This is a genomic window from Herbiconiux gentiana, assembly GCF_024978135.1.
In the GTDB taxonomy this organism is placed as follows: Bacteria; Actinomycetota; Actinomycetes; order Actinomycetales; family Microbacteriaceae; genus Herbiconiux; species Herbiconiux gentiana.
Genome location: NZ_JANTEZ010000010.1, coordinates 14,150 through 40,284, shown reverse-complemented (window position 1 = coordinate 40,284; position 26,135 = coordinate 14,150). Strand labels below are relative to the sequence as shown.

The 26,135-nt window shown below is 72.5% G+C and carries 23 protein-coding genes, 1 tRNA gene and 1 pseudogene; 13 read left to right on the top strand and 12 right to left on the bottom strand.

Annotated features, from left to right (window positions below; all coding sequences use genetic code 11):
• Positions 1-82 precede the first annotated feature (82 nt).
• The 3 genes from NVV95_RS17220 to NVV95_RS17210 all read right to left on the bottom strand — a co-directional run bounded on the left by NVV95_RS17220 (position 83) and on the right by NVV95_RS17210 (position 2,109).
• The gene (locus tag NVV95_RS17220) at positions 83-919 is read right to left on the bottom strand and encodes an alpha/beta fold hydrolase (protein WP_259487788.1); all 837 of its coding nucleotides are present in this window, start codon (positions 917-919) and stop codon (positions 83-85) included.
• 186 nt (positions 920-1,105) lie between these two features.
• Positions 1,106-1,495: a DUF1801 domain-containing protein gene (locus NVV95_RS17215; protein WP_259487787.1), complete on the bottom strand. Its 390-nt coding sequence runs from the start codon at positions 1,493-1,495 to the stop codon at positions 1,106-1,108.
• On the bottom strand, positions 1,492-2,109 hold the full coding sequence (locus NVV95_RS17210) for a phosphoribosylanthranilate isomerase (protein ID WP_259487786.1): 618 nt from the start codon (positions 2,107-2,109) through the stop codon (positions 1,492-1,494). The genes NVV95_RS17215 and NVV95_RS17210 overlap by 4 nt, the downstream gene beginning before the upstream one ends.
• A gap of 110 nt (positions 2,110-2,219) precedes the next feature.
• Here NVV95_RS17210 and NVV95_RS17205 point away from each other — a divergent pair, with 110 nt between their 5' ends.
• Positions 2,220-2,534 (top strand): sigma factor, encoded by a 315-nt coding sequence (locus NVV95_RS17205; RefSeq protein WP_259487785.1) that lies wholly within the window; start codon positions 2,220-2,222, stop codon positions 2,532-2,534.
• Positions 2,535-2,551: 17 nt separating this feature from the next.
• On the opposite strand, the gene NVV95_RS17200 is transcribed toward NVV95_RS17205, so the two are convergent.
• On the bottom strand, positions 2,552-3,040 hold the full coding sequence (locus NVV95_RS17200; protein WP_259487784.1) for a DUF2000 family protein: 489 nt from the start codon (positions 3,038-3,040) through the stop codon (positions 2,552-2,554).
• 108 nt (positions 3,041-3,148) lie between these two features.
• Here NVV95_RS17200 and NVV95_RS17195 point away from each other — a divergent pair, with 108 nt between their 5' ends.
• Both NVV95_RS17195 and NVV95_RS17190 read left to right on the top strand, forming a co-directional pair.
• Positions 3,149-3,610, top strand: coding sequence for an Lrp/AsnC family transcriptional regulator (locus NVV95_RS17195; protein ID WP_259487783.1), 462 nt, complete (start codon positions 3,149-3,151; stop codon positions 3,608-3,610).
• 66 nt (positions 3,611-3,676) lie between these two features.
• Positions 3,677-3,748, top strand: a tRNA-Gln gene (locus tag NVV95_RS17190).
• 191 nt (positions 3,749-3,939) lie between these two features.
• Here NVV95_RS17190 and NVV95_RS17185 read toward each other — a convergent pair.
• On the bottom strand, positions 3,940-4,143 hold the full coding sequence (locus NVV95_RS17185; RefSeq protein WP_259487782.1) for a hypothetical protein: 204 nt from the start codon (positions 4,141-4,143) through the stop codon (positions 3,940-3,942).
• 437 nt (positions 4,144-4,580) lie between these two features.
• On the opposite strand from NVV95_RS17185, the gene NVV95_RS17180 reads away from it, so the two are divergent.
• Positions 4,581-5,915, top strand: a complete 1,335-nt coding sequence (locus tag NVV95_RS17180) for an HNH endonuclease signature motif containing protein (protein ID WP_259487781.1) — start codon at positions 4,581-4,583, stop codon at positions 5,913-5,915.
• A 195-nt stretch (positions 5,916-6,110) separates the two neighbouring features.
• Here the strand turns inward: NVV95_RS17180 and NVV95_RS17175 are convergent, their stop codons facing one another.
• Entirely contained in the window at positions 6,111-6,407 is a 297-nt protein-coding gene (locus NVV95_RS17175; protein WP_259487780.1) for a DUF2277 domain-containing protein, read from the bottom strand.
• A gap of 158 nt (positions 6,408-6,565) precedes the next feature.
• Here NVV95_RS17175 and NVV95_RS17170 point away from each other — a divergent pair, with 158 nt between their 5' ends.
• From NVV95_RS17170 to NVV95_RS17145, 6 genes are all read left to right on the top strand, one after another.
• A complete protein-coding gene (locus NVV95_RS17170; protein ID WP_259487779.1) occupies positions 6,566-7,195 on the top strand; it encodes an RNA polymerase sigma factor in 630 nt (209 codons plus the stop codon).
• 91 nt (positions 7,196-7,286) lie between these two features.
• A complete protein-coding gene (locus NVV95_RS17165) occupies positions 7,287-8,264 on the top strand; it encodes a glycoside hydrolase family 26 protein (RefSeq protein ID WP_259487778.1) in 978 nt (325 codons plus the stop codon).
• 86 nt (positions 8,265-8,350) lie between these two features.
• Positions 8,351-9,454: a hypothetical protein gene (locus tag NVV95_RS17160; RefSeq protein WP_259487777.1), complete on the top strand. Its 1,104-nt coding sequence runs from the start codon at positions 8,351-8,353 to the stop codon at positions 9,452-9,454.
• 438 nt (positions 9,455-9,892) lie between these two features.
• Positions 9,893-10,237 carry a hypothetical protein gene (locus tag NVV95_RS17155; RefSeq protein WP_259487776.1) on the top strand — a complete coding sequence of 115 codons (345 nt, stop codon included), beginning with the start codon at positions 9,893-9,895 and terminating at the stop codon, positions 10,235-10,237.
• Positions 10,238-10,347: 110 nt separating this feature from the next.
• The gene (locus tag NVV95_RS17150) at positions 10,348-13,302 is read left to right on the top strand and encodes a rhamnogalacturonan lyase family protein (RefSeq protein WP_375163858.1); all 2,955 of its coding nucleotides are present in this window, start codon (positions 10,348-10,350) and stop codon (positions 13,300-13,302) included.
• Positions 13,303-13,444: 142 nt separating this feature from the next.
• Positions 13,445-15,220 (top strand): ABC transporter ATP-binding protein, encoded by a 1,776-nt coding sequence (locus tag NVV95_RS17145; protein ID WP_259487775.1) that lies wholly within the window; start codon positions 13,445-13,447, stop codon positions 15,218-15,220.
• Positions 15,221-15,305: 85 nt separating this feature from the next.
• On the opposite strand, the gene NVV95_RS17140 is transcribed toward NVV95_RS17145, so the two are convergent.
• Positions 15,306-16,415: a LacI family DNA-binding transcriptional regulator gene (locus NVV95_RS17140; RefSeq protein ID WP_259487774.1), complete on the bottom strand. Its 1,110-nt coding sequence runs from the start codon at positions 16,413-16,415 to the stop codon at positions 15,306-15,308.
• 232 nt (positions 16,416-16,647) lie between these two features.
• On the opposite strand from NVV95_RS17140, the gene NVV95_RS17135 reads away from it, so the two are divergent.
• The 3 genes and pseudogenes from NVV95_RS17135 (at position 16,648) to NVV95_RS17120 (ending at position 20,436) form a co-directional block, all read left to right on the top strand.
• Complete coding sequence (locus tag NVV95_RS17135; protein ID WP_259487773.1) at positions 16,648-17,976, top strand: Gfo/Idh/MocA family protein; 1,329 nt, start codon at positions 16,648-16,650, stop codon at positions 17,974-17,976.
• 92 nt (positions 17,977-18,068) lie between these two features.
• Positions 18,069-18,697, top strand: a pseudogene (locus NVV95_RS18495) (alpha/beta fold hydrolase).
• A gap of 50 nt (positions 18,698-18,747) precedes the next feature.
• Complete coding sequence (locus NVV95_RS17120; RefSeq protein WP_259487770.1) at positions 18,748-20,436, top strand: MFS transporter; 1,689 nt, start codon at positions 18,748-18,750, stop codon at positions 20,434-20,436.
• A gap of 36 nt (positions 20,437-20,472) precedes the next feature.
• Here NVV95_RS17120 and NVV95_RS17115 read toward each other — a convergent pair whose 3' ends face one another.
• The 5 genes from NVV95_RS17115 to NVV95_RS17095 all read right to left on the bottom strand — a co-directional run bounded on the left by NVV95_RS17115 (position 20,473) and on the right by NVV95_RS17095 (position 26,073).
• Entirely contained in the window at positions 20,473-21,117 is a 645-nt protein-coding gene (locus NVV95_RS17115; protein ID WP_259487769.1) for an alpha/beta fold hydrolase, read from the bottom strand.
• Between the two features lie 84 nt (positions 21,118-21,201).
• Entirely contained in the window at positions 21,202-22,734 is a 1,533-nt protein-coding gene (locus NVV95_RS17110) for an aldehyde dehydrogenase family protein (protein WP_259487768.1), read from the bottom strand.
• Positions 22,731-23,918 (bottom strand): mandelate racemase/muconate lactonizing enzyme family protein, encoded by a 1,188-nt coding sequence (locus NVV95_RS17105; protein WP_259487767.1) that lies wholly within the window; start codon positions 23,916-23,918, stop codon positions 22,731-22,733. Before NVV95_RS17105 ends, NVV95_RS17110 begins: the two co-directional genes overlap by 4 nt.
• Positions 23,915-24,913, bottom strand: coding sequence for a 5-dehydro-4-deoxyglucarate dehydratase (locus NVV95_RS17100; protein WP_259487823.1), 999 nt, complete (start codon positions 24,911-24,913; stop codon positions 23,915-23,917). Before NVV95_RS17100 ends, NVV95_RS17105 begins: the two co-directional genes overlap by 4 nt.
• Before the next feature lie 35 nt (positions 24,914-24,948).
• On the bottom strand, positions 24,949-26,073 hold the full coding sequence (locus NVV95_RS17095; protein ID WP_259487766.1) for an NAD-dependent epimerase/dehydratase family protein: 1,125 nt from the start codon (positions 26,071-26,073) through the stop codon (positions 24,949-24,951).
• Positions 26,074-26,135 lie beyond the last annotated feature (62 nt).

The window sequence follows — 26,135 nt, the reverse complement described above, 5'->3', positions numbered from 1 at the left end:
TCGCAGAGCGCGGCGGCTAAACGCCGAAGAGGTGCACCTCGGGCGGACCCGGGTGCACCTCGTCGGCACGAATGGCGAGCCGCTAGGACTTGATGAAGGCCAGCAGGTCGGGGTTGATCACGTCGGCGTGGGTCGTCAGCATGCCGTGCGGGTAGCCCTCGTAGATCTTCAGGGTCGAGTTCTGCAGCAGCTCGTGCTGCTTCAGCGACGCGTCCTTGTAGGGGACGACCTGGTCGTCGTCGCCCTGGGTGACGAGCACGGGCACGGAGATGGCCTTGAGGTCCTCGGTCTGGTCGGTCTCGGAGAACGCCTTGATGCCGAGGTAGTGAGCCAGCGCGCTGCCGGTCATGCCCTGGCGCCACCAGTTGGCGACGACCGGCTCGGACAGCTCGACGCCCGGACGGTTGAAGCCGTAGAACGGGCCGGAGGCGACCGCCTGGAAGAACTCGGCACGGTTCGCGGCGAGAGCGCTGCGGAAGCCGTCGAACACCGAGATCGGGGTGCCCTCGGGGTTGGCGTCGGTCTGCACCATCAGCGGCGGCACGGAGGAGACGAGCACGGCCTTGGCGACGCGGCCCTGGGGCTCGCCGTACTTCGCGACGTAACGTGCGACCTGGCCGCCACCGGTCGAGTGACCGATGTGGATGGCGTTCCGCAGGTCGAGGTGCTCGACGACCGCCGAGGCGTCGCTGGCGTAGTGGTCCATGTCGTGACCGGTGCCGATCTGCGACGAGCGGCCGTGACCGCGGCGGTCGCTGGCGATCACGCGGAAGCCCTGGTCGAGGAAGTAGAGCATCTGGGCGTCCCAGTCGTCGGACGACAGCGGCCATCCGTGGTGGAACATGATCGGCTGGGCGTCCTTGGGGCCCCAGTCCTTGTAGTAGATTTCTGCGCCATCGTCCGTGGTCACAAACGGCATGATCGTCCTCCGCGTTCGGTGTTCCTTCTCTCCGAGGGGTGAAGAGTGGGTCAACCATAACGCCGCGAAATGGCCCGTGAGAGCGCGATTCCGGATGTTCCGACAGCTGTTCAGTTCTGCACCGCCCACTCTGCGACCGACGTCGGAAGCCGGGGGGTTCCGGCGGCGCGCTCTGGTTCCCTCGCGTCAGCCGATCTGCAGCCAGGAGGTCAGTACCGACGTCAGCGCCGGCTCGAGCTCGCGCACCGCGGAGCCCGGCGGCACGGTGACCACCCCGCGGATGTCGGACAGCCAGCGCACGAGCCCGGTCGCGTCGGTCAGGACGGGTGGCGCCCCCTTCACTTCGGGCCGCCCCGCACCGAAGTGGAGGATGAGCTGCAGAGCGCCCTCCCGGTTGCGCACGTTCATCGTTAGGCGGTCCACCCCGCCGTGCACGTAACTGGGCGAGTTCCACTTGATGTGCTCGCCGAGCTCGACCGGCAGCGCGAGAATGACCCGCCGCAGCTCGAGCACCTGAGCGCGCTGCTCCGGTTCGAGTGCGGCGACGAACTCGTCGACGCTTGCGACCGCGCTCATCGCACCGTCGAGGCGGACCGGGCTTCGGCGACGAAGCGCTCGATCAGCGCGTGGTCCTTCACGCCGGGCGCCGACTCGACACCGCTCGAGACGTCCACGCCGTCGGGCGCGGCCTCGGCGACGGCCTGGGCGACGTTCGAGGGGTCGAGCCCGCCCGCCAGCAGCCAGGGGCCCTCCGGGCGGCGCTCGCGCAGCGCACCGAGATCCCAGCGCTCGCCCGACCCGGGCCGTGGCGAGTCGATCAGCAGCAGCTCCTCGCCCCACGACCCGAGGTCGTCCGCGTCGAGCGACGTCGCCCGCCACACTCGGGCGAACAGAGCGGATGCCCGCCCCACCTCCCGCCGGTCGAACCCGTGCACCTGCAGCACGTCGACCCCGGCCGCGTGAGCTGCCTCCGCGGCCTTTTCGGGCGAGATGCCCTTCGTCACCAGCACGGTGGTCGCCCGTCCCGCGGTGTGCTCGACGAGCCGGCGGGCGGTGTCCCCGTCGAGGTGGCGCGGGCTGCCGGCGGCGATCACGAAGCCCACGGCGTCGGCGCCCGCGGCCACCGCGGTGTCGATCGCGGCCTCGGTGCGGAGACCGCAGACCTTCACCACGAGCGGGGGAGCGTCCATGCGGGCGAGCCTACCGTCGGGCTCGAGGCGGTGCGGTGCCGCTGAGCGAATCCCGGCTGGGCGCAGGTCGATACGCGAGCATGGATTCCTCGGTCATGTCAGAGTGAAGTGTGATCCCGCACCGAAGCCCCGAGCAGAGCAGCCCGCTGGAGACGCTGCTCGCCCGGACGGCCGACGGGGACACGGACGCGTTCGCCGAGCTGTACGACCGCACGGCGCCGAGGGTGCTGGGGTTCATCCGGCAGTTCGTGGCCGACCCGCAGCAGGCGGAGGCCGTCTGCCTCGACGTCTTCGTCAACGCCTGGCACCGATCGGCGCACTTCGACCCGCGGCACGGCTCGGCGCTCGCCTGGATCCTCCAGGACGCCCACGTCCGCGCCGCCGGCACCGCGGGCACCGACCACGAAATCGCGCTCAGCGCCTGACCCTGGCGGGCCGACGCTCAGAGCAGTCTGAGCTTCTTCACGATGCGGTCGACGGTCGCCCGCGGCCCCACGATGCTGAGCGCCAGCGACTGCAGCTGATCGGGCGCCGTGCGCGCAAGCTCGGCGAGGTACTCGTCGTAGACGCGGGTGGTCTGCGCCGCGAGCGGCATGTCGGCGATCCACACGGCCTCGTCGTCGGTCTCCGCCGACTCCGCGGCAGCCACGGCCTTGGCCCGCACGTTCGCGAGCTGCTCGGCCCCGGCGCCGAGCACGGTGCAGCCGGCCCAGGCGAGCCCCGGATGCTCGGCCCCACCCGCATCCGCGCCACCCGGCCCCTGCAGCCCCCGCACGGCGTCACCGGTGGCGGCGGCGACGCAGGCCACGGCGTTGGCCAGTCGTCCGGGCTCGAGGGCCGTGTCAACGACCACCACCCACTTCAGCCGCGCCGACCGGGTGGACTCGTGGGTGAGGATCTCCTCGGGGCGGAACGCGGGGGTCGCGGGCATTCGTGCTCTCTCTTCGACTGCCGGCCCGTACGACCGGATGCGGAGATAGTATGCATCCGCACGACACTCTCGCTATCGAACCGTACATCGAACGGAGAGGAGGGCCGGATGGCCTCGCTGGACGCACTCGACACGGCCATCCTGCGCGAACTGCAGACGGATGCACGGCGCACCAATCGCGACCTCGCCGCCTCGGTCGGGGTCGCGCCCACCACCGCGCTCGACCGCGTGCGGGCCCTGCGCGACCGCGGTGTGCTCACCGGATCGACCGTCACCGTCGACCTCGGCAGCCTCGGGCGCGGGGTGCAGGCGATGATTGCGGTGCGCATCCGGCCGCCGTCGCGGAAGAACATCGAGGGGTTCCGGTCGTGGGTGAGCGAGCTGCCCGAGACCATCGGGGTGTTCGTGACGTCGGGCTCGGAGGACTTCCTGGTGCACGTCGCGGTGCCCGACAACGAGGCGCTGTACGGCTTCGTGATCGATCGGCTGACGGAGCGGCCCGAGGTGGCGGACGTGCGCACCTCGGTCGTCTACGAGCACGTGCGGAGTGCGGTGATCGCGCCGCTGTGAGCGCTTTTGGCAGCGCGCCGCAGATAGGCTAGGGTAGACGACGGCCCGAACTCCGGTGAAGGCCATTGGGGTATGGTGTAATTGGCAACACGGCTGATTCTGGTTCAGTTGTTCTTGGTTCGAGTCCAGGTACCCCAGCAAGATCCGGCCCGGTCCTCCGGGCCTTTTTTGTTGCCCACGGGCGGGCGGCGTGCTGGTGGGATGCACGGCAACATCGACCGCATCGAGCGGATCGAGCGCATCGACCGGCTGAGTCGGCCCCGCGCATCCGACCGGCTGAGTCGGCCCCGCGCATCCGCCCGCCTGCCTGGCCGGCGAACGGGCGCGGGTCAGGACCTGTTCGAGCGGTACAGCTGCACGATCGACAGCACCAGCACCACGACCCCGACGATCAGGAAGAACCACCCGAACAGCGGATTCGTGTTCAGCACCAGGGTGACCACGCCGATCACCACACAGGCGACGGAGAGCACGAGGCCCAGGATGAGGGTCGCGCGATAGCGACCGGGGCTCAGCGGACCGGGGCTCGTCATGCCCGAACTCTAGCCACTCGGCGCCCTCCGTTTCCACCCCTTTGGACGAGGTGTCGACCGATGCGACAACGGCCCGTCTCGAGGAGTCGCAGCGCAGACCTCCTCGGCCATCGGAGTGCGGGTCTGCATGAGCCGACCACAGGTGTCATCGGCAAGCGCGAAGCGCGCGGCAGCCCTGTCGGGTTCTGACGTTCAGCGGTGGTGCGAGGGGGCTGCCGCGCGCTCCGCGCTTGCCCTCGATGGTCATGGCCGGGTCTTCGAAAACGGCGATTTGATCGGCTCGATCGATTGATTCAGTGACGACCACGCAGTAAGATTGAGACAAGCTCATGAACCATTCCGTCGCCTTCGCTTCCGCCTCGTCTGAGGCGCGCTCTCCCGCCGACCTGCGGGAGGCGTTGTTGCGGGGAATCGGGGCTGATGCCGATGAGGTGGCGGTGATCCGGCGCGAACAGGCGAGGCTCGAGGCGAAGGCTGTCCGGGTGCTGGCCGCGGCTGCCCGCAAGGCGAACCTCCTGGCGGGGCTGCCGGGCAGCTCCCTCGAGCACGCGCGGCGGTCACTGGTGACCGAGGTCGCCACGACCTTGCGCGTCCCCGAGGCGACGGCGGCTCGCCGCATCGACGAGGCCGAGACGCTGAGCGACTCGCTGCCGTCGACGCTCGCGCTGCTGGCGAACGGCGACATCGACTACCCGCATGCCCAGGCGGTGGTGCGCCAGGCCCGCACGCTGCCCGAAAGCGCGCGGGGCGAGTTCGAGTCCGCCGCGCTCGACAAGGCCGATTCGCAGACCCCCTCGCAGCTGGCGTCGCACGCGCGTCTGGTGAGAGAGCGGATGCACCCCGAATCCATCGACGCCCGCCACCGCGAAGCGCGCGAGGAGCGGGCGGTGTGGCTCGAGAAGGAGCGCGACGGCATGGCGACGCTCGTCTGCCACCTGCCGGCCGTGGCCGCCTACGCCATCGACGACACGCTCGACCAGCTGGGGCGGGCTCTGCGCTCACCCGAGGAGACGCGCACGCACGCGCAACTGCGGGCCGACGGCCTCGTCGAGCTGCTGCTCCACCGCGACGGCGACACCTCCGCCCGGGCGCGTGGCATCACGGCGAACATCAACCTCACCGTGCCGGTCATGGCGCTGCTCGATCGTGGGGCAGGGGCGGTCGACCCCGTCGAACTGGTCGGCTACGGCCCGATCGATCTCGAGACCGCCCGCCGAATGGCCGCCGGGGCGACGTCGTTCCTGCGCATCCTGACCGACCCCATCACGGGCCGGCGGCTCTCGGTCGGCCGCGACCGCTACAAGGTGCCCGCCGACTTGCGAGCTGCGGTGGTGCTCGACGACGAGACGTGCCGTTTCCCGGGCTGCGTGCGCCGTGCCGATCGCTGCGACCTCGATCACACCTCCGACTGGGCCCACGGCGGAGAGACCGGCCTCGACAACCTCGCCGCCCTCTGCCGCCGGCACCACACCGTGAAGCACCAGACCGACTGGACGGTGCAGGCAGGCGAAGGTCGGGCACTGCACTGGACGTCGCCCTCGGGTGCTCGGCACACGACCCGCCCGCCCGATCGGGGCGCGGGTCACGGTCAGGCGGGCCCGCTGCGGGGTGCTCCTCAGGTGCAGTCGCCGGCGGCGGCGGTGCCATCGTCATGGCCGTCGTCTCCGTCCTTGACGTCGCCGCCCGCTACGTCGCCGTCGACGGCCTCGCCGCCGGGTGCTCCGGCCCGCCCTGCACCGCCGATTCACCTTCCCGACCGCCCGCCGTTCTGATCGGGCGCGCGCTGTGCGGCGCCGCCGCGAGGCCGATCCAGCGCGCCGTGCGGCGCCGCCGGGTGGCTGATCGGCCGCGCCATCTGCGGCGCTGCTAGGTACTCCGTCGAGCGCGCCCCGCGATCACGCCGCCAAGCGGCTGACCAAGCGGTCGCGGCGTCGACAGCCTCACGCCGCCCACCGCCGCATCCCGCCTCACACGGCCGCCGTGCGGATCCGCACCTCCCGCTCCATCCGCTTCTCGTGCCGTTCCCGGCCCTTGATGGCCTGGTCTTCGCGATTCTTCGGCGGCGCATTCGTCACGAGCTCGTCGAGCATGCGCCGGGTGGCGGCCGCGATCTCATCGATGGCCCGGTCGAAGGCCGCGCTGTTCGCTCGCGAGGGATGCGTCGACCCGCTCACCTTCCGCACGAACTGCAGGGCGGCCTCCCGCACCTCGTCGTCGGTCGTCGCTGGCTCGAAGTTGTGGAGCACCCGGATGTTCCTGCACATGCGGGCGAGGTTACTCCGGCAGCCGAGGCGCGTCCATGGGGCCGAGGCAGTGCCACCTCAGCGCGCCCGTCCCCTCAACTGGGGGTGCGCCCGATCCAAGCGCACAGCCGACCCGCGCCGAATCATGCACACGTATTGAATAATCCTCCGGAGTCCGCATGCCGCCCAGAACCAGTGCCACCAGTGTCCCCAGCCTCACCCGTCCCGCGTCGATCGCTCCGTCGAATCCGCTGGACGAGCTCTCCTGGGACTCCGACCGCGTGCTCGTGGTGCGGGCCGCGTCCGGCGACGACCGGGCCTTCGCGCAGATCGTCCAGCGCTACTCGGGCCTCCTCCGCCAGATCGCGTACCGCACCCTCGGCAGCACGGATGACATCGATGACGTGGTGCAGGAGACCTTCCTCGCCGCCTGGACCCACGCCGACAGCGTCATCGACGGCGATTCCATCGCCGGCTGGCTCGTCACCACCGCCCGTCGCCGCAGCTACGACCGCCTCCGCTCGGCGGCCGTGCGCACCCGGGGCGGCGAACTCGACGACCAGCGGATGCTCACCGCCGACCAGCCCGATCCCGACGACGGTGCGCGCCGCTCCTGCCTGGCGGCCGATCTTCAACGGGTGCTCGACACGATGCCGGATGCCCAACGGCGCTGCTGGCACCTCCGCCAGCTCGACGAGCTGAGCTACGACGAGATCGCCCGCCGCCTCACCCTCCCGCCCTCCACGGTGCGCGGAATGATCGCGCGGGCGCGCGCCCTCCTGGCCACGGAACTGGCTCACTGGCGCTGAGTGCACCGCGCCGGAGGGCCGTTGTCGGTGCCGTCCGCTAGCGTTCGTTTCGCCGGTAACGAGCGGCGACCTGAACGGAGGAGGGAGGGCAATGCGAGCACGGCTAGCAGTGGTCGCGGCGATCGCCGCTGTGCTCCTCGGCCTGTCCGGATGCTCGGCGGCGCCGGAGGCGGAGGCACCGGTCGCTCCGGTACCCGAGGCTGCGTCGGCCGACGCCATGACGGCGTTCCCGGGCGTGCCCCTCGTGCCCGACGAGGGCGTGCTGCTCGGCATGTACTACGGCGACGGCAGCCCAGACGGCACTGACGACGCCATCGGCCTGACCCCGAGCATCCATCTCACCTATGTCGGATGGCAGGACGGCTGGGCGACCGACCCCGTGCTCGCCCGCGACACCGCGCGGGGGCAGGTGTCGCTGGTGAATTGGGAGCCCTTCGACGTGGAGTTCGCCGACATCGTCGCCGGCCGGTACGACGCCCTGCTCACCCAGCGCGGACGTGAGGCGGCGGCGCTCGACGCCCCGGTGTTCGTCGACTTCGCCGCCGAGATGAACGAGGAGGAGGGCTGGGGTGGCCATGACCCCGCGCTCTACGTCGCGGCCTACCGGCACGTGCACGATCTCGTGTCGGCCGAGGCGGGAGACCGGGTGGTCTGGGTCTGGGCACCGAACAACGTCGACAGCGCCGGCGCGCCGGCAGCCCTCGAGTACTACCCGGGCGACGACTACGTCGACTGGACGGGCATCGACGGCTACAACTGGGGCACCTCCGACCCCGACTTCGAGTGGCAGAGCTTCGAGAGCGTCGTCGATTCGGTCTACGACGACCTCCATACGATCGGCAAACCCGTCATCATCGGCGAGACGGCCTCAGCCGAGACGGGCGGCAGCAAGGCCGGATGGATCCGCGACATCGTGCCGACGCTCACCACGCGATTCCCCGACATCCGGGCGCTGGTCTGGTTCGACGTCGACAAGGAGCGGGACTGGCGCATCCGCTCATCGCCCGCCGCCCTGCAGGGCTTCCGAGCCCTGGCGTCCGACCCCCTGTTCATCCCGGCGGGCGGATGACCGTGCCGCGGCCTGGCGAGCCCCCGGCGTCCGGGCCAGGATCGTCTGGGCGCGCATCCGCGCCCGAACGAGGGGGGCGACACACCGTGCAGGCGCTGCGCAGACCGATCGACACGACTGCACTCACGGCACCCGTGCACCGCCGCGAGGTCCGCCGCTCCTGGCGCGCCCTCGTCGCCGCGCATCCCGAGGCGCGTGACCTCGCGGGCGCGTTTCGGCGACTCGTCCTGGGGTTCGCGACGTTCACCGCACCGATCGCGCTCCTGGCCTTCGCGTTGATCGTCTGGGCGACCCTCGACGATGGCGGGCCCGACGTCGTGCAGGCGGTGGTGGTGCAGAGCGTGCTGGGCGGCCTGCTGCTGCTGGCCGGCGTGGTCTGCGGATGGGCGTGGCTGCGCCTGCGGCGACGTCGCCCCCGGCCGCGCGTGCACCACAGACTGATGGGCTTCGCCGCGGCGAACGGGCTGAGCTACAGCCCCGGGCCCACGAGCGCCGCCCCGGGTGCTCCACTGCGGCTGCGGGGCGCCCTCAACCTCTACCGCGTGCTCCGGTCTCCGGATGCTCGGGGGGTCGAGTTCGCGAACTACGAGCTGCTCAACTCGACGATGAGCAACACGTCGCCCCAGTTCGGCGGGTACTGCGCGTTGCGGCTGCCGGTGGCCCTGCCGAACATCCTGCTGCGCTCACTCGACGGGCCGCGCCGGCCGCTGCACACCTCGGCGGCGCTGCCGGATTCGCAGGTGCTGTCGCTCGAGGGGGACTTCGACCGGTACTTCCGGCTCTACTGCCCGGAGGGCTACGAGCGTGACGCGCTCTACCTGTTCACGCCCGACGTGATGGGCCGGCTCGTCGATCACCTGCGCGGCCTCGACGTCGAGATCGTCGACGACTGGCTCTATCTGATCAGTGCCCGCGACCTCGTCACCGACAGCGCCGAGCGCTGGCAGGCGCTCGCCGCAGCCGTCGACGCGCTCGACGACCGCATCGACCGCTGGGCGCGGTGGCGCGACGACCGGGCCGCCCGCGGCGAGCCGGTACCGCGGGCCGACGGGAGCGCCGACGGGTCGGCGCGTCGCCTGGCGACGCAGCGCGGTACCTTGCGCACGACGTGGAGCCTCGGCACGATCCTCATCGTGGGCTTCGTCACGCTCTGCTTCGTCGGCCTCCTGATCGCGATCAACCTCGGCTGACGACGTCGGTCTCTTCGCCGGCCGTGCGGAGAGCTGGCGCTCGTGCTCGGCTGCTCGTACCGTGGAGGCATGGCCACCGCGCTCGGGAACCCCGGCATCGCCGTCTGCGGCCTCGACGAGACCCTGGCTTTCATCCGGCCGGATGATCGCCGATGAATCGCACATCCCGCCGGGCGCTCGGTTGGATCGCCGGCGCGATAGGGGCGATCGTGATCGGGCTCGGCCTGGCAGCAAAATGGGGGCTCGGCGGCTGAACCCAGCCGAGTTCGGTTACGGAGCCGATCGAGGCCGCCGGCATCCGCCACGCTGATCGTGACCGCGGTGCCCTCGCGACCCGCCGGCTCGGGCGCCTCGGCCGGCTGCAGCCAGAACGCCGGAGCTCGGAAGGGGCGGGCAAGCCGGTGTGGGCGGCGAGCGCGAGACGGATAGGCTCGCGCCATGTCCGGAGCTGCCGTGGTGCTGTTCGTCGTTCCCGTCGTGCTGGTGCTCGTGGGTGGCGCGACGCTGTGGGTCGCGGTGCGGGATGCTCGGCGGGGGAGCCGGGGTGGCGGCCTGGGTGGTCTGCGCGGTGGGGCCGTCGTGGCGGTGGCCGCTCGGGTGCTGGCGGGGCTCGGGACGTGGGGGTTCGCGGTGCTCGCGCTGTCGGTGCTGTGGAGTGAGCAGCAGTACGGGATCGTCATCCTGCCGGTGGCGGCGCTGGTCGGGGCCGCGGTGTGGAACGGGGTGCTGCTCGGCGTGGCCACCATCGCGGGGCGGGTGGGATCGCGAGCGTCGTCGCGGTGAGTGGCAGGGCGGCTGGATGACGGCCGGGGCGTCGACCCGTTGACCTCCCCCGAACGGGGGTGGTAGTTTGGCCCGCAATCGGGAAAGGGCTTTCCGGTGATTGGGGTTCAATGATGAATCGATTCAAACGCGCGAGCCGAGCGGGCCTGGTCGGAGTGACCGCCGCCGCGCTCGCACTCACCGCCGCGCCGGCCGCGTTCGCCGCGACGCCGGCCGCCGCCGCGACGCCGGCTACCGCCGCGGCCGAGACAGGAGCGGGAGCGGAGGTCGGAGCATCCACAGCCCTCGCCACCCCGCGCCTCGAGGCGCTCGACCGCGGCCTCGTCGCCGCCCCCACGACCGACGGCGTCTTCCTCAGCTGGCGCCTCCTGAAGAGCGAAGCCTACGGCGCGAGCGAGACCGGCCTCACCGGCGCCGACTTCGCCGTCTACCGCGACGGCACCAAGATCGCCGACGTCACCGACAGCACCAACCTCCGCGACCCCGACGGAACCGCGGCCAGCGCCTACACCGTCGCCCCAGTGCTCGGCGGCCACGAGGGCCCCCAGAGCGAGAAGGCCACCACGCTGACGAGCCGAGACGCCGGAGAGGCCGGCAAGGCGGGCGACGCCGTCGCGAGCATCCCGCTCACCAAACCCGCCGACGGCGTCACCCCCGCCGACGAGGCCTACACCTACTCGGCCAGCGACACCTCGGTCGCCGACGTCGACGGCGACGGCGCCTACGAGTTCATCGTGAAATGGGAGCCTTCCAATTCCAAGGACGTCTCCCAGGTCGGCTACACGGGCACCGTCTTCCTCGACACCTACGAGCTCGACGGCACCCTTCTCAACCGCATCGACCTGGGTGTGAACATCCGCGCCGGTGCCCACTACACGCAGTTCATGGTCTACGACTTCGACGGCGACGGCCGCGCCGAGCTCATGACGAAGACCGCCCCCGGCACGAAGTCGACGGGCTTCGGCGCCGACGGAGAAGTCACGAACGACGCCTTCGTCACCCTCCCCGAGGCCGACATCGCCGCCGGCGTCAGCAACGACGACGACTACCGCCTCAGCGCGGCCGACTACGCCGACCACCTCGTCGAGGTCTTCCGGGGCTGGTCGACCCGCCCCGAGGTCGTCGACGGCACCTGGCCGGCGACGCTCGAAGAGGCGTTCGGCATCCCGGTCACGCACCAGTACCCGCTCAGTGAGGCGGATGCGCGTGAGCTCGTCGACCACTTCCTCGACGTCTACGCCCCCTCCCGCAGCGCCCGCAACGCGCTGCGCAACTTCGAGGGCTTCATCCTCGATGGCCCCGAGTACCTCACGGTCTTCGACGGAGCCACCGGTGCCGAGCTGCAGACCATCCCGTACGAGCCCGGTCGCACCGACGACGGCTTGCTCTGGGGCGACTACGCCATGGCGCGGATCGAGCCCGGCAACCGGGTGGACCGCTTCCTGGCGGGGGTCGCGTATCTCGACGGCGAGCACCCCTCTGCCGTGTTCGCGCGCGGCTACTACACCCGCACGACCGTCGCGGCCTGGGACTGGGACGGCGAGAACCTCTCGCAGCGCTTCCTCGTCGACAGCGGCTTCACCCCGATGACGAACCCCTTCAACGACTCGCCGCACGGCCGCGAGGGCACGAGCGAGGAGTGGGGCCGGCTGACCACGCAGGGCTTCCACTCGCTCAGCGCGGCGGACGTCGACGGCGACGGCCGGCAGGAGATCGTCTACGGCTCGGCCACGATCGACGACGACGGCAGCCTGCTCTACAGCTCCTACGACACGTTGCCCGAGGGGAGTGCGGCGCCGGGCACCGAGGCCAAGCTCGGCCACGGCGACGCCATGCACGTGGCCGACATCGACCCGGCGCGACCCGGGCTCGAGATCTTCACCGTGCACGAGGGAGCGACCTACGCCCCCCTCGGCTACGCGCTGCGCGACGCCGCCACCGGCGAGCTCATCTACGGCGAGTACAGCGGCAAGGACACCGGACGCGGCATGGTCGGCGACATCGACCCGAACACGCCGGGCCTCGAGACCTGGGCCACCCGCCTCCGCTCGGCGTCGGGCGAGAGCCTCGGCGCGGCGATCCCGGGCACGAACCAGTCGATCCGCTGGTCGGGCGACCTCACGACGCAGATCCTGAACGGGGCCGGCGACGTGACCCCGACGATCGAGGACTGGACCCGCGGACGCCTCCTCACCGGCACCGGTGAGCGAACGAACAACGGCACCAAGGGCACCGCGAACCTCGTGGCCGACGTGCTCGGCGACTGGCGCGAGGAGCTCGTCCTGCGATCGGCTGACTCGAGTGCGCTGAACATCCACGTCAGCACCGAGGTGACGACGCACAAGCTCTACACGCTGATGCACGACCCGCAGTACCGGGTCGAGGTCGCCCGGCAGAACACCACCTACAACCAGCCGAGCTACACCTCGTTCTACCTCGCCTCCGACATGTCGTTCGCCGACGTGCCACTCGCGGCCCCGCCCCTGCCGGTCGCAGCTCCGGGCATCGGCGTCGACAGCGCCGGCGTGAACGTGACCTGGAAGGCACCGGCCTCGCCCGGCACCTCTGCGATCACGGGCTACCGGGTCACGCTGACCCCGGTGGGCGGCGGCGATCCGCTCGAGACCACGGTGGGGGCGGATGCTCTGCGAGCCTCCTTCGCCCTGGCCACGGTTCCGGCCGGCTCGTACACGGCCAAGGTCGTGGCGGTCGGCGACGCCGGCCCGTCGGCGGCCTCGGCGCCGTCCGCCACCGCGGTGGTGACCGGATCCCAGCCGGTGCGCCTCGCCGCGAACGCCAAGTCGCAGTGCGTGAACGGCACCGCGCACGTGGCCGTGTACGCCTACAACGACTCCGGGCGTCCGGCCGACGTGCGGCTTTCGGCGCTCGGCACCGACAAGAAGGTCACGGCGGTGGCGGCAGGCAAGGCGGCCTACTCGCTGGTGGGCTCGGGCGCGGCGGCGATCGCGGCCGGCACGGCGAGCGTCACGGCGTACTCCTTCGTCGACGGCGTCGGGTACCACTCGAGCTACTCGGTGCCGTACGCGGCGCTGAGCTGCAAGTAGCGGCGGCGGCTGCGAGTAGCGGCCCGACTGCGCGGACAACGCCAGGCCTCCGCGGGACCTGTTCCTCTGGAGGGGTGGTCGCGCGGAGGTTTGGCGCAGTCCGGGGGTGCGCCGGTCGGGCGGCTGATGGGAGGATGAGGCCATGAGCAAGAAAGCGCTTACCGGTCAGGGTATCGAGGGTGTCGTCGACGGCGCGCATCCGGGCCGCACCGTGCTTCGTCTGCTCGGGATGCACCGCCGCAAGGTCGTCGTCGCGGTGTTCTTCTTCGTGCTGAAGGACATCCCGCTCTGGCTCCTGCCCGTCATCACCGGCGCGGTCATCGACATCGTCGTCGACGGCGGCCCGGTGAGCTCGCTGGCCATCTGGACGGCGGTCGCCCTCGCGGCGCTGCTGCAGAACTATCCGAATCACGTGATGTACACGAAGCTGTTCATGACCGCCGTGCGTCAGATCGGCGCCGACCTGCGCAACGGGCTCGCGTCGCGTCTGCAGAACCTGTCGATCGGGTTCCACTCGCGGGCCAGCTCGTCGGTGGTGCAGACCAAGGTGGTGCGGGACGTCGAGAACGTCGAGCTGATGCTGCAGCAGACCGCGCATCCGCTGCTCTCGTCGGTGATGGTGCTCGCCGGCGCCGTGACGATGACCGCGATCAACGTGCCGGCGTTCCTGCCGGTCTACGCGCTCACGATCCCGATCGCGGTGATGCTGCGGTACGTGCTGGGCAAGCGCTCGGCGCGGCGCAACGAGACGTTCCGGCGCGAGATGGAGCACTTCTCGTCGCGGGTCGGCGAGATGGCGACCCTGATGCCGATCACGCGGGCGCACGGCGTCGAGGGCACCGCCGTTCGCCGGGTCGCCGACGGCGCCGAAGGTGTGCGCACCGCGGGGTTCAGCCTCGACCTGCTGAACGGGCGGTTCGCGTCGCTGTCGTGGGTGAGCCTGCAGCTGCTCGGGGTGGGCTGCCTGGTGCTCGCGGCGTGGGTGTCGATCAGCGGCTGGCTGCCGATCACGGCCGGCCAGGTGGTGCTGCTGAGCTCGTACTTCGCGCTGCTGACGAGCAGCATGACGAACCTCCTGATGCTGCTGCCGATCGTGGCGCGCGGCACCGAGTCGATCCGATCGATGGCGGAGGTGCTGCAGGATCCCGACCTCGAGCAGAACGAGGGCAAGGCCCCGGTCGAGACGGTCGCGGGCGAGCTCGAGCTGCGCTACGTGTCGTTCCGGTACCCCGGCGCCGAGACCGATTCGCTGAGCGGGATCGCACTGCACGTGCATCCGGGGGAGACCATCGCGTTCGTCGGGTCGAGCGGGTCGGGCAAGTCGACGATGCTGAACCTCGTGCTCGGATTCCTTCGGCCGGGGTCGGGGCGGGTGCTGCTCGACGGGGTCGACATGGAGACGCTCGACCTGCGATCCTTCCGGCGGTTCGTGTCGGTGGTGCCCCAGGAGTCGGTGCTGTTCGAGGGGTCGATCCGGGAGAACGTGGCCTACGGGCTGGGGAAGGTGCCTGACGAGACAGTACTCGCGGCGCTGCGCGACGCGAACGCGCTCGAGATCGTGGCCTCACAGCCGGCGGGCTGGGACACCATCGTCGGTGAGCGCGGCGCCCGGCTCTCCGGCGGGCAGCGGCAGCGCATCGCGATCGCGCGGGCGCTGGTGCGCGATCCGCGCGTGCTGCTGCTCGACGAGGCGACGAGCGCGCTCGACCCCGAGTCGGAGGCTGCCGTGAAGGAGGCGCTCGCCCGGCTGATGCGCGGGCGCACGACGCTGGTGGTGGCGCACCGGCTGTCGACCATCCGCTCGGCCGATCGGATCGTGGTGCTCGAGCACGGGCGCATCGTGGAGGTGGGGTCGCACGAGCAGCTGCTCGCGGCGGGCGGCCGGTACGCGGAGCTGCACCGGGTGCAGTCAGCGTAGGGAGGGTCGGTTGTGCTGCCTGCGGGCAGGTGACCGGGCAGGTGAGGGGGCGGATGCGCGGCCGCACGGCCCCGCGAGGTGACCTCTACGCGCGGCGCGGCGTGCTGTCCCGCACCACCACCGAGGTCGCCACCGGAGACCCGGGCGCGGTGGACGCGTCCGAGTCGGCCGACACGGAGGCGTCCGTCTCCTCGAGCGCCAGCCGCAGCGCGGCCCGCCCCACCTCGACGAGCGGCACGTTCACCGTCGTCAGCGTCGGCCACACGTCCTGCACCGTGGGGATGTCGTCGAACCCCGCGACCGCCACATCGGCGCCGGGGGTGAGGCCCGCATCCCGCAGCGCCGACAGGGCGCCGACCGCCATCACGTCGTTCACCGCGAACACCACCTCGTCGGCCTGCACGCCCGCGGCGATCAACGAGCGCATGCCCTCGTAGCCGCCGTCCCGGGTGAAGGCGCTCTGCACCACCCGGTCGGCCTCGACGCGGATGCCCGCCCGCTCCAGCCCCGACGTGAACCCGTCGAGCCGGTCGGCGGCCGTCTTCAGCTCGCGGTTTCCGGTGAGCACCGAGAAGCGGCGGTAGCCGAGCCCGACCAGTGCGGTCGCGAGGTCGGCGGCCCCGGAGGCGTTGTCGATCTGCACCGTGCGGAAACCGAGCTCGTTCCGGCTGATCAGCACCACGCGGCCGCCGGCCCGCTCGTAGTCCTCGAGTTCGCGACGGAGCGCCTCCTCCGAGGGGTCGCCCTCGCGCCGCGACCCGGCCAGAATGATCACCTTCGGTCGCTGTCCGCGCAGGGTGCGCACGATCTCGAGCTCCCGCTCGGAGTCGCGCTCGGTCGCGGCCATCGTCACGATCAGCCGCCCCTGGTCGGCCTCGGCGACCACCCCGGCCGCGATCGACGAGAAGTAGGGGTCGGTGATGTCGGCGACCACGAGGGCGACGGTCATGGTGCTGCCCCGCGCGACCGCCTGGGCCGAGAGGTTGGGGGAGTAGTTCAGCCGCGCCGCGGCGTCGAGCACCTTGCTGCGGTAGGCGGCGTTCACCGTGCGGCTGCTGCCGTTCAGCGAGCGGGAGGCGGTCGCGAGCGAGACTCCGGCCGCGCGGGCGACGTCTTCGAGAGTCGCGGGCGAACTGCGCCGCGAGCCCGCGTCGAGCGAGGGTGCGGTGGGGCCGTCGGGGGTGTTCCCGGTCATGCGTTCCTCCGGTGCCGGATGACCCGGGCGGGTCGTTGCCCGAGCGTTCCCGATGCTATCGCGACCGCGCCGCCCGGTTCGGGATGTTTGCCCTCTCAGCGCGCCCCTGGTACAACTTGGGATAGCGCTTTCTCGCTGCATCCGTGCTCTCGACCGGGTCGACCGCTGGACGCTCGGCAAGCGCTTTCTCGATCGCGACGGCGCGCAGGCGCCAGAACCAGGAACAGCTCCCATGGCCCAGACCGAACGGTACGCACTCATCGGCACGGGCGGACGGGCCGACCTCTACGTGCGCGGGCTGACCGGCGTGCACGCCGACGTCGCCGAACTGGTGGCCTGGAGCGACGTCAACCCCGGCCGCCTCGACGTCTACGAGCGCCAGGTGACGGCGGCGGGCATCCGGGCACCGAAGCGCTACACGCCCGACCAGCTCGAGCGGATGATCGTGGACGAGCGCATCGACCGGGTGATCATCACCACCCCCGACTTCACCCACGCCGACTTCGTGGTGCGCGCCCTCGAGGCGGGGGCCGACGTGGTGGTCGAGAAGCCGCTGACGATCGACGTCGAGAGCGTGCGCCGCATCGCGGCCGCGATCGAGTCGACCGGCCGGGAGGTCATCACGACCTTCAACTACCGCTATTCGCCGCGCAACAGCGCCCTGCGCTCGGTGATCGCCGACGGCACGATCGGACAGGTGACCGCGGTGCACTTCGAGTGGGCGCTCGACACGGTGCACGGGGCCGACTACTTCCGCCGCTGGCACCGCGACAAGCGCAACAGCGGGGGGCTCTTCGTGCACAAGGCCTCGCACCACTTCGACCTGGTGAACTGGTGGATCGCGGCCACCCCGGTGCGGGTGTTCGCGAGCGGCGGGCTGCGCTTCTACGGGGCGGCGAACGCCGAGGCGCGAGGGCTCGGGGCGCGGCCGTCGCGCGGAACCGGCGTCACGGGCGACCCCTTCGCGCTCGACCTCGGGGCGGATGCGCGCATGAAGGAGCTCTACCTCGACAACGAGCACCACGACGGGTACCTGCGCGACCGCGACGTCTTCGACCCGGGCATCACGATCGAGGACAACCTCGCCGCCCTGGTCGACTACGACTCCGGCGCCACCCTGAGCTACTCGCTGAACGCGCACTCGCCCTGGGAGGGCTACCGGGTCTCGGTCAGCGGCACCGAGGGCCGGGCGGAGCTCGAGGTGGTCGAGCGCGGGGCGGTGCTGATCGGGGAGGACGGGCGAGTGGTCGTCGACCCGAGCGCCAACCCGGGGCAGTCGGAGTCGGCCGGCGACGTGCGGCCCGAGTCGGAGCGGCTCGTCGTGCAGCGGCACTGGGAGAGCGCGCGGGTCGTGCCCATTCCCGAGGGCATCGGTGGACACGGGGGTGGGGACGCGTACCTGCTCGACCACCTCTTCCACCGGGTGGCGGTCGACGAGCCGCTCGGCCGGGTCGCCGGGTTCGCCGACGGGGTCAAGGCGATCTCGGTGGGGATCGCGGGGAACCTGTCGCTTGAGACGGGGGAGCCGGTGCGCATCCCGGAGCTGCGGCTGCTGGGCTGAGGGGCCCGGCGGCGCGTCTGAGTGGTAACGGCAGGGACAGGCGCTCGACGTCGGCGATCCGTAGATTCGCTGCGACAGAAAGAGGTTGATCCATGGCCAACGAACCCACCATCGTCCTCGTGCACGGCGCCTTCGCCGACGCCGCCAGCTGGGCCCCGGTGACCCGGCGCCTGCTCGACAAGGGCCGCGCCGTGCTCGTGCCCGGCGTGCCGAACCGCAGCCTGATCGGCGACTCGGAGTACATCCGCGCCTTCGTGGAGCAGATCGACGGGCCGGTGCTGCTCGTCGGTCACTCCTACGGCGGCGCCGTGATCAGGGGCGGTTCCCCGACTCCGACCTCGCGCAGAACCTGGTGTACACGCCGTTCCCGAGCGGCGGAGCCGAGCCGGGCACCGACGTGTCGGTGAAGATCGACGCCTTCCCCGCGGTGTTCGCGGGCGGGGTTCCGCTCGAGACCGCCCAGGTGCTGGCCGTCTCGCAGCGACCGCTCGCCGCGGCGGCCTTCGGCGACGCGGCCCCCGTCGCCGCGTGGAAGACGACACCGGCCTGGGGCATCGTCTCGGCCGACGACCACACGATCAACCCCGACGTCGAGCGCTTCGGCTACGAGCGCGCCGGCATGCGCGAGGTCGTCGAGCTCGCGGCGCCCCACCTGGCGATGATCGCGAAGCCCGACGAGGTGGTCGAGGTCATCGAGACCGCCTTCGCGGCCGTCAGCTGACGTCGCCGGTGGGGGCGCCGACGCGGTCTCCGGGCGCGGCCACGCCGCCCGTGGGCGCGCCGCCCGCCCGGGTGGGGGCGCTGGCCCCGCTCGCCGTCCGCATCTTCCGCTGGCTGTGGATCGCGGGGCTGATCAGCAACATCGGCGGCTGGATGCAGACCGTCGGCGCGCAGTGGTTCCTCGTCGAGCAGCACGCGTCGCCCGCGGTGATCGCGCTGGTGTCGACGGCGTCGGCCGCCCCGGTGCTGCTGTTCGGCATCCCCGCCGGAGTTCTCGGTGAGTTCGCGAACCGCCGGCTGCTGCTCATCGCCGTGCAGAGCATCCAGGCTCTCACCGCTCTCGCGCTGGCACTGCTGACCGCCGCGGGCGCGATGACCCCCGTGCTGCTGCTCGCGCTGACCTTCGCGCTCGGCACGGCGTCGGCCGTGCAGCTGCCGGCGTACCAGGCGATCGTGCCCGAGATCGTGCCGACCCGGCTGATCGCGAATGCCGCGTCGCTGTCGTCGATCGGGGTGAACGTCGCGCGGGCGATCGGCCCGGCCCTCGCCGGGCTGACGATCGCCTCGCTGGGCATCCCGTTCGTGTTCGCGCTCAACGCCGCGAGCTTCGCGGGGCTGCTGCTCGTGCTGCTGCTCTGGCGCGGCTACTCGCCTCCGAAAGCCGACCGCGAGCCGTTCGTCGCCGCCACGCGTGCCGGCCTGCGCTACGTGGCTCACGCCGGCGTCGTGCGGCGGCTCTACCTGCAGCTGCTGCTGTTCATCGTGCCCGCGAACGCCCTGTGGGCCCTGCTGCCCGTGCTGGCCGACGTGCGACTGCGGCTCGACTCGAACGGCTACGGCCTGCTGCTCGCCGCGCTCGGAGTCGGATCGATCGGCGGGGCGTTCCTCATCCCGAAGCTCCGCGACGCGTGGGGCACGAGCCGGTTGATCGTCGTGACGAGCGCCCTCTACGGGCTCGGGATCGCCGGGGTCGCGCTGTCGGACTCGCTGCTGATCACCCTGCCCGTGCTCGTCGTCGTCGGGCTCGCCTGGATCGGGGTGATCGCGACCCTGAACGGCACGGTGCAGTCGTTCCTTCCGGCGTGGGTGCGCACCCGCGGGCTCTCGGTCTACCAGCTGGTGCTCTTCGGCGGCACCGCGCTCGGGGCGACGATCGCGGGGGCGCTCGGCACGGCGATCGGGGTGGTCGTCACCGTCGCGGGAGCGGGTGGCCTGGTGCTGCTGACCGCTCTCTGGCTGCTGATGAGACCGCTGCTGCCGACCAGCGGCAAGAGCCGGGCGCTGGCACCGATGCCGCTCACCGACGTGCCGCCCGTCGAGCTCCCGGGGCCTGACGAGGCGGGCGGCGCCGCGGGCGATGCTGACACGGCGGGGCCGGATGCGCGCCCGGCACTCGATCCCGACGGCAGCACCCTCGTCATCGTGCGCTACGAGATAGCCGACGCCGATCGCGCCCGCTTCCTCGACCTGATGCGCCGGGTCGAGCAGAGCCGGCGGCGCACGGGAGCGCGCACCTGGACGCTCTACGACGACCGCGAGCATCCGGGCTTCCTGGTCGAGGCCTTCACCGTCGGCTCGTGGCGCGAGCACCTGAGCCAGCACCGCTCGCGCACCACCGGCTACGACACCGAGGTGAGCGACGCGGCCCGGGCCCTGTCGCGCTCGCTGCCCGTGGTCGACCATCTGGTCTCGATCGAGGTGCCCCGGCACGGGCATCCGCCCAGGTCCGCGGCCGGGTGAGCGGATGCGCGGCGGCGGCTCCGCTCAGCATGCGGCTCAGCTCGGCACGCGGCCCGGGGAGGGGTGGGTCGGGCGGCGGCGCGGGACGTGGGTGCGGATGTCGGCCGCCACGAGCGAGAGGTCGTCGCCGAGCTGGTGGCCGCCGGTGGTGGTGCGCGTGATCGCTCCGGGGAGCGCGGCCGCGTAGAGGTCGCGGTGGGCGAAGGGGACGATGTCGTCGTCCTCGCTCGCATAGAGCAGCACGGGGGCGCCGGGCGGCAGGCGCTCGGCGATGTCGGTGGGCAGGTCGAAGCCGTCGAAGGTCCAGTCGGGGTCGGCGCCGGGGTAGGGCGCGGCGATCAGCGCGATGAGGGCGACGGATGCGCGGGGTGGCCCGTCCGCGTCTCCGTCTCCCTCTTCGGGTGCTCGGCGGGTGAGCGCCTCGAGCAGGAGGTAGCCGCCCGCCGAATGGCCGACGAGGACGACGGGCGGGTGCGCGGCTGCGATGGCGTCGGCGATGATCTGAAGTGGGCCGCTGTGGCCCGGCTCGCTGTCGTCGTCGTCAGCGGGCAGCCGGGGCATGGTGACCGCGTAGCCGCGGCCGAGGTGGCGGGCGAGGCTGTCGGCGAGGAGCTCGTCGGCTTCGTAGGCGCCCTCGCCGGCACCGCGGACGAAGACGACGTCGATCGGCCGCGCATCCATGCCGCAACCCTAGGCCGGTGCTCGGCCGGGCGGAAGGCGCCGGATGCCCGACGCGAGCCGGCGAGGGCCGACGCCCACTGCGGGTCAGTCGAGCGTCAGCGCCCCGTCGACGCGGCGCGGGATGCCGAGCGGGTTCGCCTCGCGGAGCTCCGGCGGCAGCAGCGGGTCGGGAGCGTCCTGGTAGGCGACCGGCCGGAGGAAACGGCGCAGCGCGGTCACCCCGACCGAGGTGTGGATCGACGTCGTCGCCGGCCACGGCCCCCCGTGCTGCTGCGACCACGTCACCGCAACGCCCGTCGGCCAGCCCGCGAACAGCACGCGCCCGGCGATCGCGGTCATCGCGGCCACGACGTCGTCGACCGGCTCGCCCGGCTCGGCGTGCAGGGTCGCCGTGAGGCTCCCGCCGATCGCCCCGAGCACGGCCAGCGCCTGCGCGCGGTCGTCGTACTCGATCACCAGAGCCGCCGGGCCGAAGCACTCGACGAGCAGCGCGTCGGGGTCGGCGAGCACGGTCGCGGCGGCGGTCTCGAACAGGGCGACGGATGCGCGGCCGTCCGCCGCGGCCGCCGACGCCTGCGCCGCCCCGCCCGCGACGACCCGCACCGACGGGTGGGCGGTGAGGGCCTGCACACCGTCGCCGTAGCCCGAGGCGATGGCGGCCGAGAGCATCCGGGGCCCTGCGCTCGTGGAAGCGTCGGCCGACGCATTCGCCCCGGCGCCGAGCACCGCGCCCACCCGGTCGGCGAAGCCCGAGGCGCGGGGCACGAGCACGACGCCCGGCTTGGTGCAGAACTGCCCGGCACCGAGGGTGAACGAGCCGACGAGGCCCTCGGCGAGCTCGGCGGCGCGCGCCTCGAGGGCGGCGGAGGTGATCAGCACGGGGTTCAGCGCGCTGAGCTCGCCGTAGAACGGGATCGGGTCGGGTCGGCCGGCCGCGAGATCGAACAGCGCGCGGCCGCCGTGCAGCGACCCGGTGAAGCCGATCGCGCGCACGGCCGGGTGGGTCACGAGCGCGGTGCCGGCGTCGCGGCCCTCGATCATCGCGAAGGTGCCGGCCGGGGCTCTCGCGGCGGTGAGGGCGGCGTCCACGATCTCGGCCGTGCGGTGCGAGAGCAGCGGATGCGCGGGGTGCGCCTTCACGATCACCGGGCATCCGGCGGCCAGCGCCGACGCGGTGTCGCCCCCGGCGATCGAGAACGCGAACGGGAAGTTCGACGCGCCGAAGACGCCCACGGGGCCGAGGGGGCGGAGCATCCGGCGGAGGTCGCCGTGCGGCGGCACCGCGGCGGGGTCGGCGTGGTCGATCGTCGCCTCGATGTAGGAGCCCTCGAGGATGGCCTCGGCGAACAGGCGCAGCTGGGCGGTGGTGCGAGCGAGTTCTCCGGGCAGGCGGGGGCGGCCGAGGGAGGTCTCGCGGTCGGCGAGCTCGACCAGCTCGTCGGCGGCGGCGTCGAGGTCGTCGGCGGCGGCACTCAGCCAGCGCGCGCGGGCGGCGGCGGGGGTGCCGACCAGGGCGGCGGATGCTCGGCGAGCCCGCTCGGCGATCGCGTCGAGCTCGGCGGGGGAGGTGGTGCGCTCGGCGGCGGGGGAGGTGATGCGCTCGGCGGCGGGGGTCATGGGGTGTCCGTTCGGGTCGAGGCGAGGGGTCGGGCGGCGAATCGGAGGCCCAGGCCGGGGTGGTCGGTCACGTGCATTCGGGAGCCGTCGACGGTGATGGGGGAGGGGGACGCCAGGATGCCGAAGGACGCGAAGCCCGCGTCTTCGACCGCTTCGACGAGGGGGCGGGCGGCGGCGGGCGGGAAGGCGGCGGCGAGCTGGCCCGAGAGTTCGAGCAGGAGGTGCGGGGCGACCTCGACGCCGTTCACGCGGGCGAGGGCGGCGATCTGCTGGAAGGGAGTGACGCCGCCGACGCGCACGGCGTTCGGCTGCAGCACGTCCACGACGCCGGCCCGCAGGAACTCCTCGACGCGGTAGCGCGTGTGCACGTTCTCGCCGAGCGCGATCGGCACGGCGGTGCGGGCGCGGAGGGCCTCGTGGGCGGGGAGGTCGTCGGCGCGGAGGGGCTCCTCGATCCAGCGCAGGTCGAACTCGGCGAGGGTGTCGAGGGCGCGGACGGCGTGCTCGAGATCCCAGCGCTGGTTGGCGTCGATCATCAGGCGGCGGTCGGGGCCGATCACCTCGCGCACGGCGCGCACGCGGGCGACGTCGTCGGCGAGCTCGGGGCTGCCGACCTTCACCTTCACGGCGTCGAAGCCGCTCGCCACCCAGCGCTCGGCCTGGGCCACGAGCTCGGGCAGGGGGTAGTGCAGGTTGACGCCGCTGCCGTAGACCTCGGGGTCGGTGCCGGGCGGGCCGGTCGGGCCGGTTGGGCCGGTCGGGCCGGACGCTGCGGTCGCGCCTTTCGGGGCGGTCGCGCCGCCCGCGCCCTGCGTCAGCAGCTCGGTGAGCGAGCGGTCGGCGCGGCGGCCGGCGAGGTCCCAGAGGGCGAGGTCGAGGCCGGCCATCGCGATGGTGGTGAGTCCGCCCGAGCCGGCCTCGTGCAGGTGCGCCCAGAGCTCGGGCCAGAGCGCCTCGGGGCCGGTGCCGCGGCCGACGGCGAAGCGGGTGATGTCGTGGTCGAGCAGGGCTTGCGCGGCTTCGGCGCCGATGGACGGTGTCCACGAGAATCCGAAGCCCTCGGCCCCGTCGCTGTCGCGCACGACGGTCTCGACGAGCGAGATCGACGTGACGTCGGGGCCCCAGGGGCGCCGGAGCGGCACGCGAATGAGACGCGTGCTGAGGCCGGCGATGCGCGCGGTCATCGCGGTGCGGGTGCGGCGAGCGTGCTCGACCCGGCGGTCGCCGGTGCGGCGGGTGCGGCGCGATCGGTCTCACCACTCGGCGCCAGCTCGGCGGCCAGCGCCAGCCCCGTGTCGAGCAGCGCGGCCAGACGCGACTCCTGCTCGCCCGTCGGGTCGACCAGCGGCGGCCGCACCGACCCCACCGCCAGCCCCCGGATGCGCAGCCCCGCCTTGATCAGCGACACCCCGAACCCGGGCGTCTCGTCGCGCAGGCGCACCAGCGGCACGTAGAACTGCTCGAGCAGCCGCAGCCGCAGCGCCTCGTCGCCGCTCGTGTAGGCCGCATAGTGCAGCACCGCCAGCTCGGGGATCATCGCGAACGCCGCCGACGAGTACAGCGGCACCCCGATCCCGCGGAACGCCCCCTGCGTCAGCTCGGCCGTCAGCAGCCCGTTGAAGAACTGCAGTTCGCGCCCCGTCGCGGCGGCCGCCAGCACGATCTCCTGCGTGGCGCCGATGTCGCCCGTGCCGTCCTTGAAGCCGATGATCTGCGGATGCGCGGCGAGGCGCCGCACGGCGTCCGGCGTGTAGCGGGCGGTGCCCCGGTGGTAGAGCACGACCGGCAGGCTGGTCGCGGCGAGCACCGCCTCGACGTAGGCGACGAGCCCGGCGGTGGTGCCCGAGACGAGGTACGGAGGCAGCAGCAGCAGGCCGTCCGCGCCCGCCGCCTCGGCGCTGCGGGCGTTCTCGATCGCGTGGCCGAGCGGGCCGCCGGCGCCGGCGAGCACGGGCACGCGGCGGTCGGCGGTGGCGACGGTCTCGACCGTGGTGCGCACGACCTCGGCGACCTCGGCGGCGCTGAGGGCGTGGAACTCGCCCGTTCCGCACGCCGGGAACACGGCGCCGGGGCCGTGGGGCAGCCGGCTCGCGACGTGCTCGGCGAGCAGGCCGTGGTCGACCCCGCCGTCGGTGCCGAACGGGGTGACGGGGAAGAAGAGGACGCCGTCGAAGGTGATCGGCGCGGGCGCGGGCGGGGTGGGAAGTCCATCGGTCATGGTCGCGCTGCTCTCTGATCGGTCATCGGGGTGGTGTCGGCCACCGGGCCGGTGTCGGTGGTCGGCCCGGCATCGGCGGCCGGGGCGGTGTCGGGGGCCGGGTCGGCATCGGCGGCCGGGGCGGTGTCGGGGGCCAGGTCGGTCTCGGGGGCCAGGGCTTCGGGCCAGGTGGGGAGCTCGGTGCGCCAGGTGCGCGTGGGGCGCCAGCCGAGCATCCGCTCTGCTTTGGCGATGCTGAAGACGGGGGCGCCCGGGCCGAGGGCGTCGGCCGCCTCACCGAGGGCCGGGGCGTGCTCACGCCAGAGGGCCGCGACCGGTTCGACCGCGAGGGCGTCGGCGGCCCCCACGAAGAAGCATTCGCCGTCGATGGAGGCGGGGTCGGCGGCGAGCCAGGCGTGCACGAAGTCGGCGGCGTCCCGGGCGTCGACGTAGTTGAACAGGCTGACCGCGGCCAGCGCCGGATCGCGCAGGCGGTCGAGCACGGTGTGGCCCTGCTGGGTGGGGGCGCCGGCCCATTCTTCGGGCGAGATGACGTAGCAGGGGCGGAAGGAGCCGAAGACGTGCGGGGAGGTTCGGGCGAACATCCGCACCTCTTCTTCGAGGACGGCCTTCGACAGGGCGTAGGCGTGGGACGGTTCGACCGGGTGGGCCTCGTCGAGGGGGAGGGTTCGGGGGTGCCAGGCGGGGTGGGAGTATCCGAGCACGGTGGGGCTGCTGGCGACGAGGGTGCGGGGCACGCCGGCGTGATCGGCGGCGGCGCAGACGGTGTAGGCGAGGGCGGTGTTCGTGGTGAGGATCTCGAGCTCGGGGGCGCTGAAGGGCACGGCGATGGCGGCGAGGTGCACGATCGCGTCGGGGCGGAGATCGGCGAGGAGGGCGTCTAGGGCGGGGGCGTCGCGGAGGTCTAGGTGGTGTTCGGTGTGGGTGGGGGCGCTCGTCGCGGGGGCCGAGGTGGCGGGGGCTGGCGCGGTGGCGGTGACCGAGATGGCGGGGGCATCTACCGCCAGGCCGGGGCCGGCCGGAGCGCGGTCGAGGCCCGTGACGCGGTGGCCGTGCTCCAGGAGACCTGCGACGACACTGCGCCCGAGGCGGCCCGACGAACCGGTGACGACCACGTGCATCCGTTGCTCCTTCATGGGCTGCTTCCCATTGCCTGCTTCCTACCGTCGGGAAACCGCTTTCT

Coding starts and splice junctions, on each gene's coding strand:
- NVV95_RS17220 (WP_259487788.1), bottom strand. CDS start 919: ATGCCGTTTGTGACCACGGACGATGGCGCAGAAATCTACTACAAGGAC.
- NVV95_RS17215 (WP_259487787.1), bottom strand. CDS start 1,495: ATGAGCGCGGTCGCAAGCGTCGACGAGTTCGTCGCCGCACTCGAACCG.
- NVV95_RS17210 (WP_259487786.1), bottom strand. CDS start 2,109: ATGGACGCTCCCCCGCTCGTGGTGAAGGTCTGCGGTCTCCGCACCGAG.
- NVV95_RS17200 (WP_259487784.1), bottom strand. CDS start 3,040: ATGCCCGCGACCCCCGCGTTCCGCCCCGAGGAGATCCTCACCCACGAG.
- NVV95_RS17195 (WP_259487783.1), top strand. CDS start 3,149: ATGGCCTCGCTGGACGCACTCGACACGGCCATCCTGCGCGAACTGCAG.
- NVV95_RS17185 (WP_259487782.1), bottom strand. CDS start 4,143: ATGACGAGCCCCGGTCCGCTGAGCCCCGGTCGCTATCGCGCGACCCTC.
- NVV95_RS17175 (WP_259487780.1), bottom strand. CDS start 6,407: ATGTGCAGGAACATCCGGGTGCTCCACAACTTCGAGCCAGCGACGACC.
- NVV95_RS17170 (WP_259487779.1), top strand. CDS start 6,566: ATGCCGCCCAGAACCAGTGCCACCAGTGTCCCCAGCCTCACCCGTCCC.
- NVV95_RS17165 (WP_259487778.1), top strand. CDS start 7,287: ATGCGAGCACGGCTAGCAGTGGTCGCGGCGATCGCCGCTGTGCTCCTC.
- NVV95_RS17155 (WP_259487776.1), top strand. CDS start 9,893: ATGTCCGGAGCTGCCGTGGTGCTGTTCGTCGTTCCCGTCGTGCTGGTG.
- NVV95_RS17150 (WP_375163858.1), top strand. CDS start 10,348: ATGATGAATCGATTCAAACGCGCGAGCCGAGCGGGCCTGGTCGGAGTG.
- NVV95_RS17145 (WP_259487775.1), top strand. CDS start 13,445: ATGAGCAAGAAAGCGCTTACCGGTCAGGGTATCGAGGGTGTCGTCGAC.
- NVV95_RS17140 (WP_259487774.1), bottom strand. CDS start 16,415: ATGACCGGGAACACCCCCGACGGCCCCACCGCACCCTCGCTCGACGCG.
- NVV95_RS17135 (WP_259487773.1), top strand. CDS start 16,648: ATGGCCCAGACCGAACGGTACGCACTCATCGGCACGGGCGGACGGGCC.
- NVV95_RS17115 (WP_259487769.1), bottom strand. CDS start 21,117: ATGGATGCGCGGCCGATCGACGTCGTCTTCGTCCGCGGTGCCGGCGAG.
- NVV95_RS17110 (WP_259487768.1), bottom strand. CDS start 22,734: ATGACCCCCGCCGCCGAGCGCATCACCTCCCCCGCCGCCGAGCGCACC.
- NVV95_RS17105 (WP_259487767.1), bottom strand. CDS start 23,918: ATGACCGCGCGCATCGCCGGCCTCAGCACGCGTCTCATTCGCGTGCCG.
- NVV95_RS17095 (WP_259487766.1), bottom strand. CDS start 26,073: ATGCACGTGGTCGTCACCGGTTCGTCGGGCCGCCTCGGGCGCAGTGTC.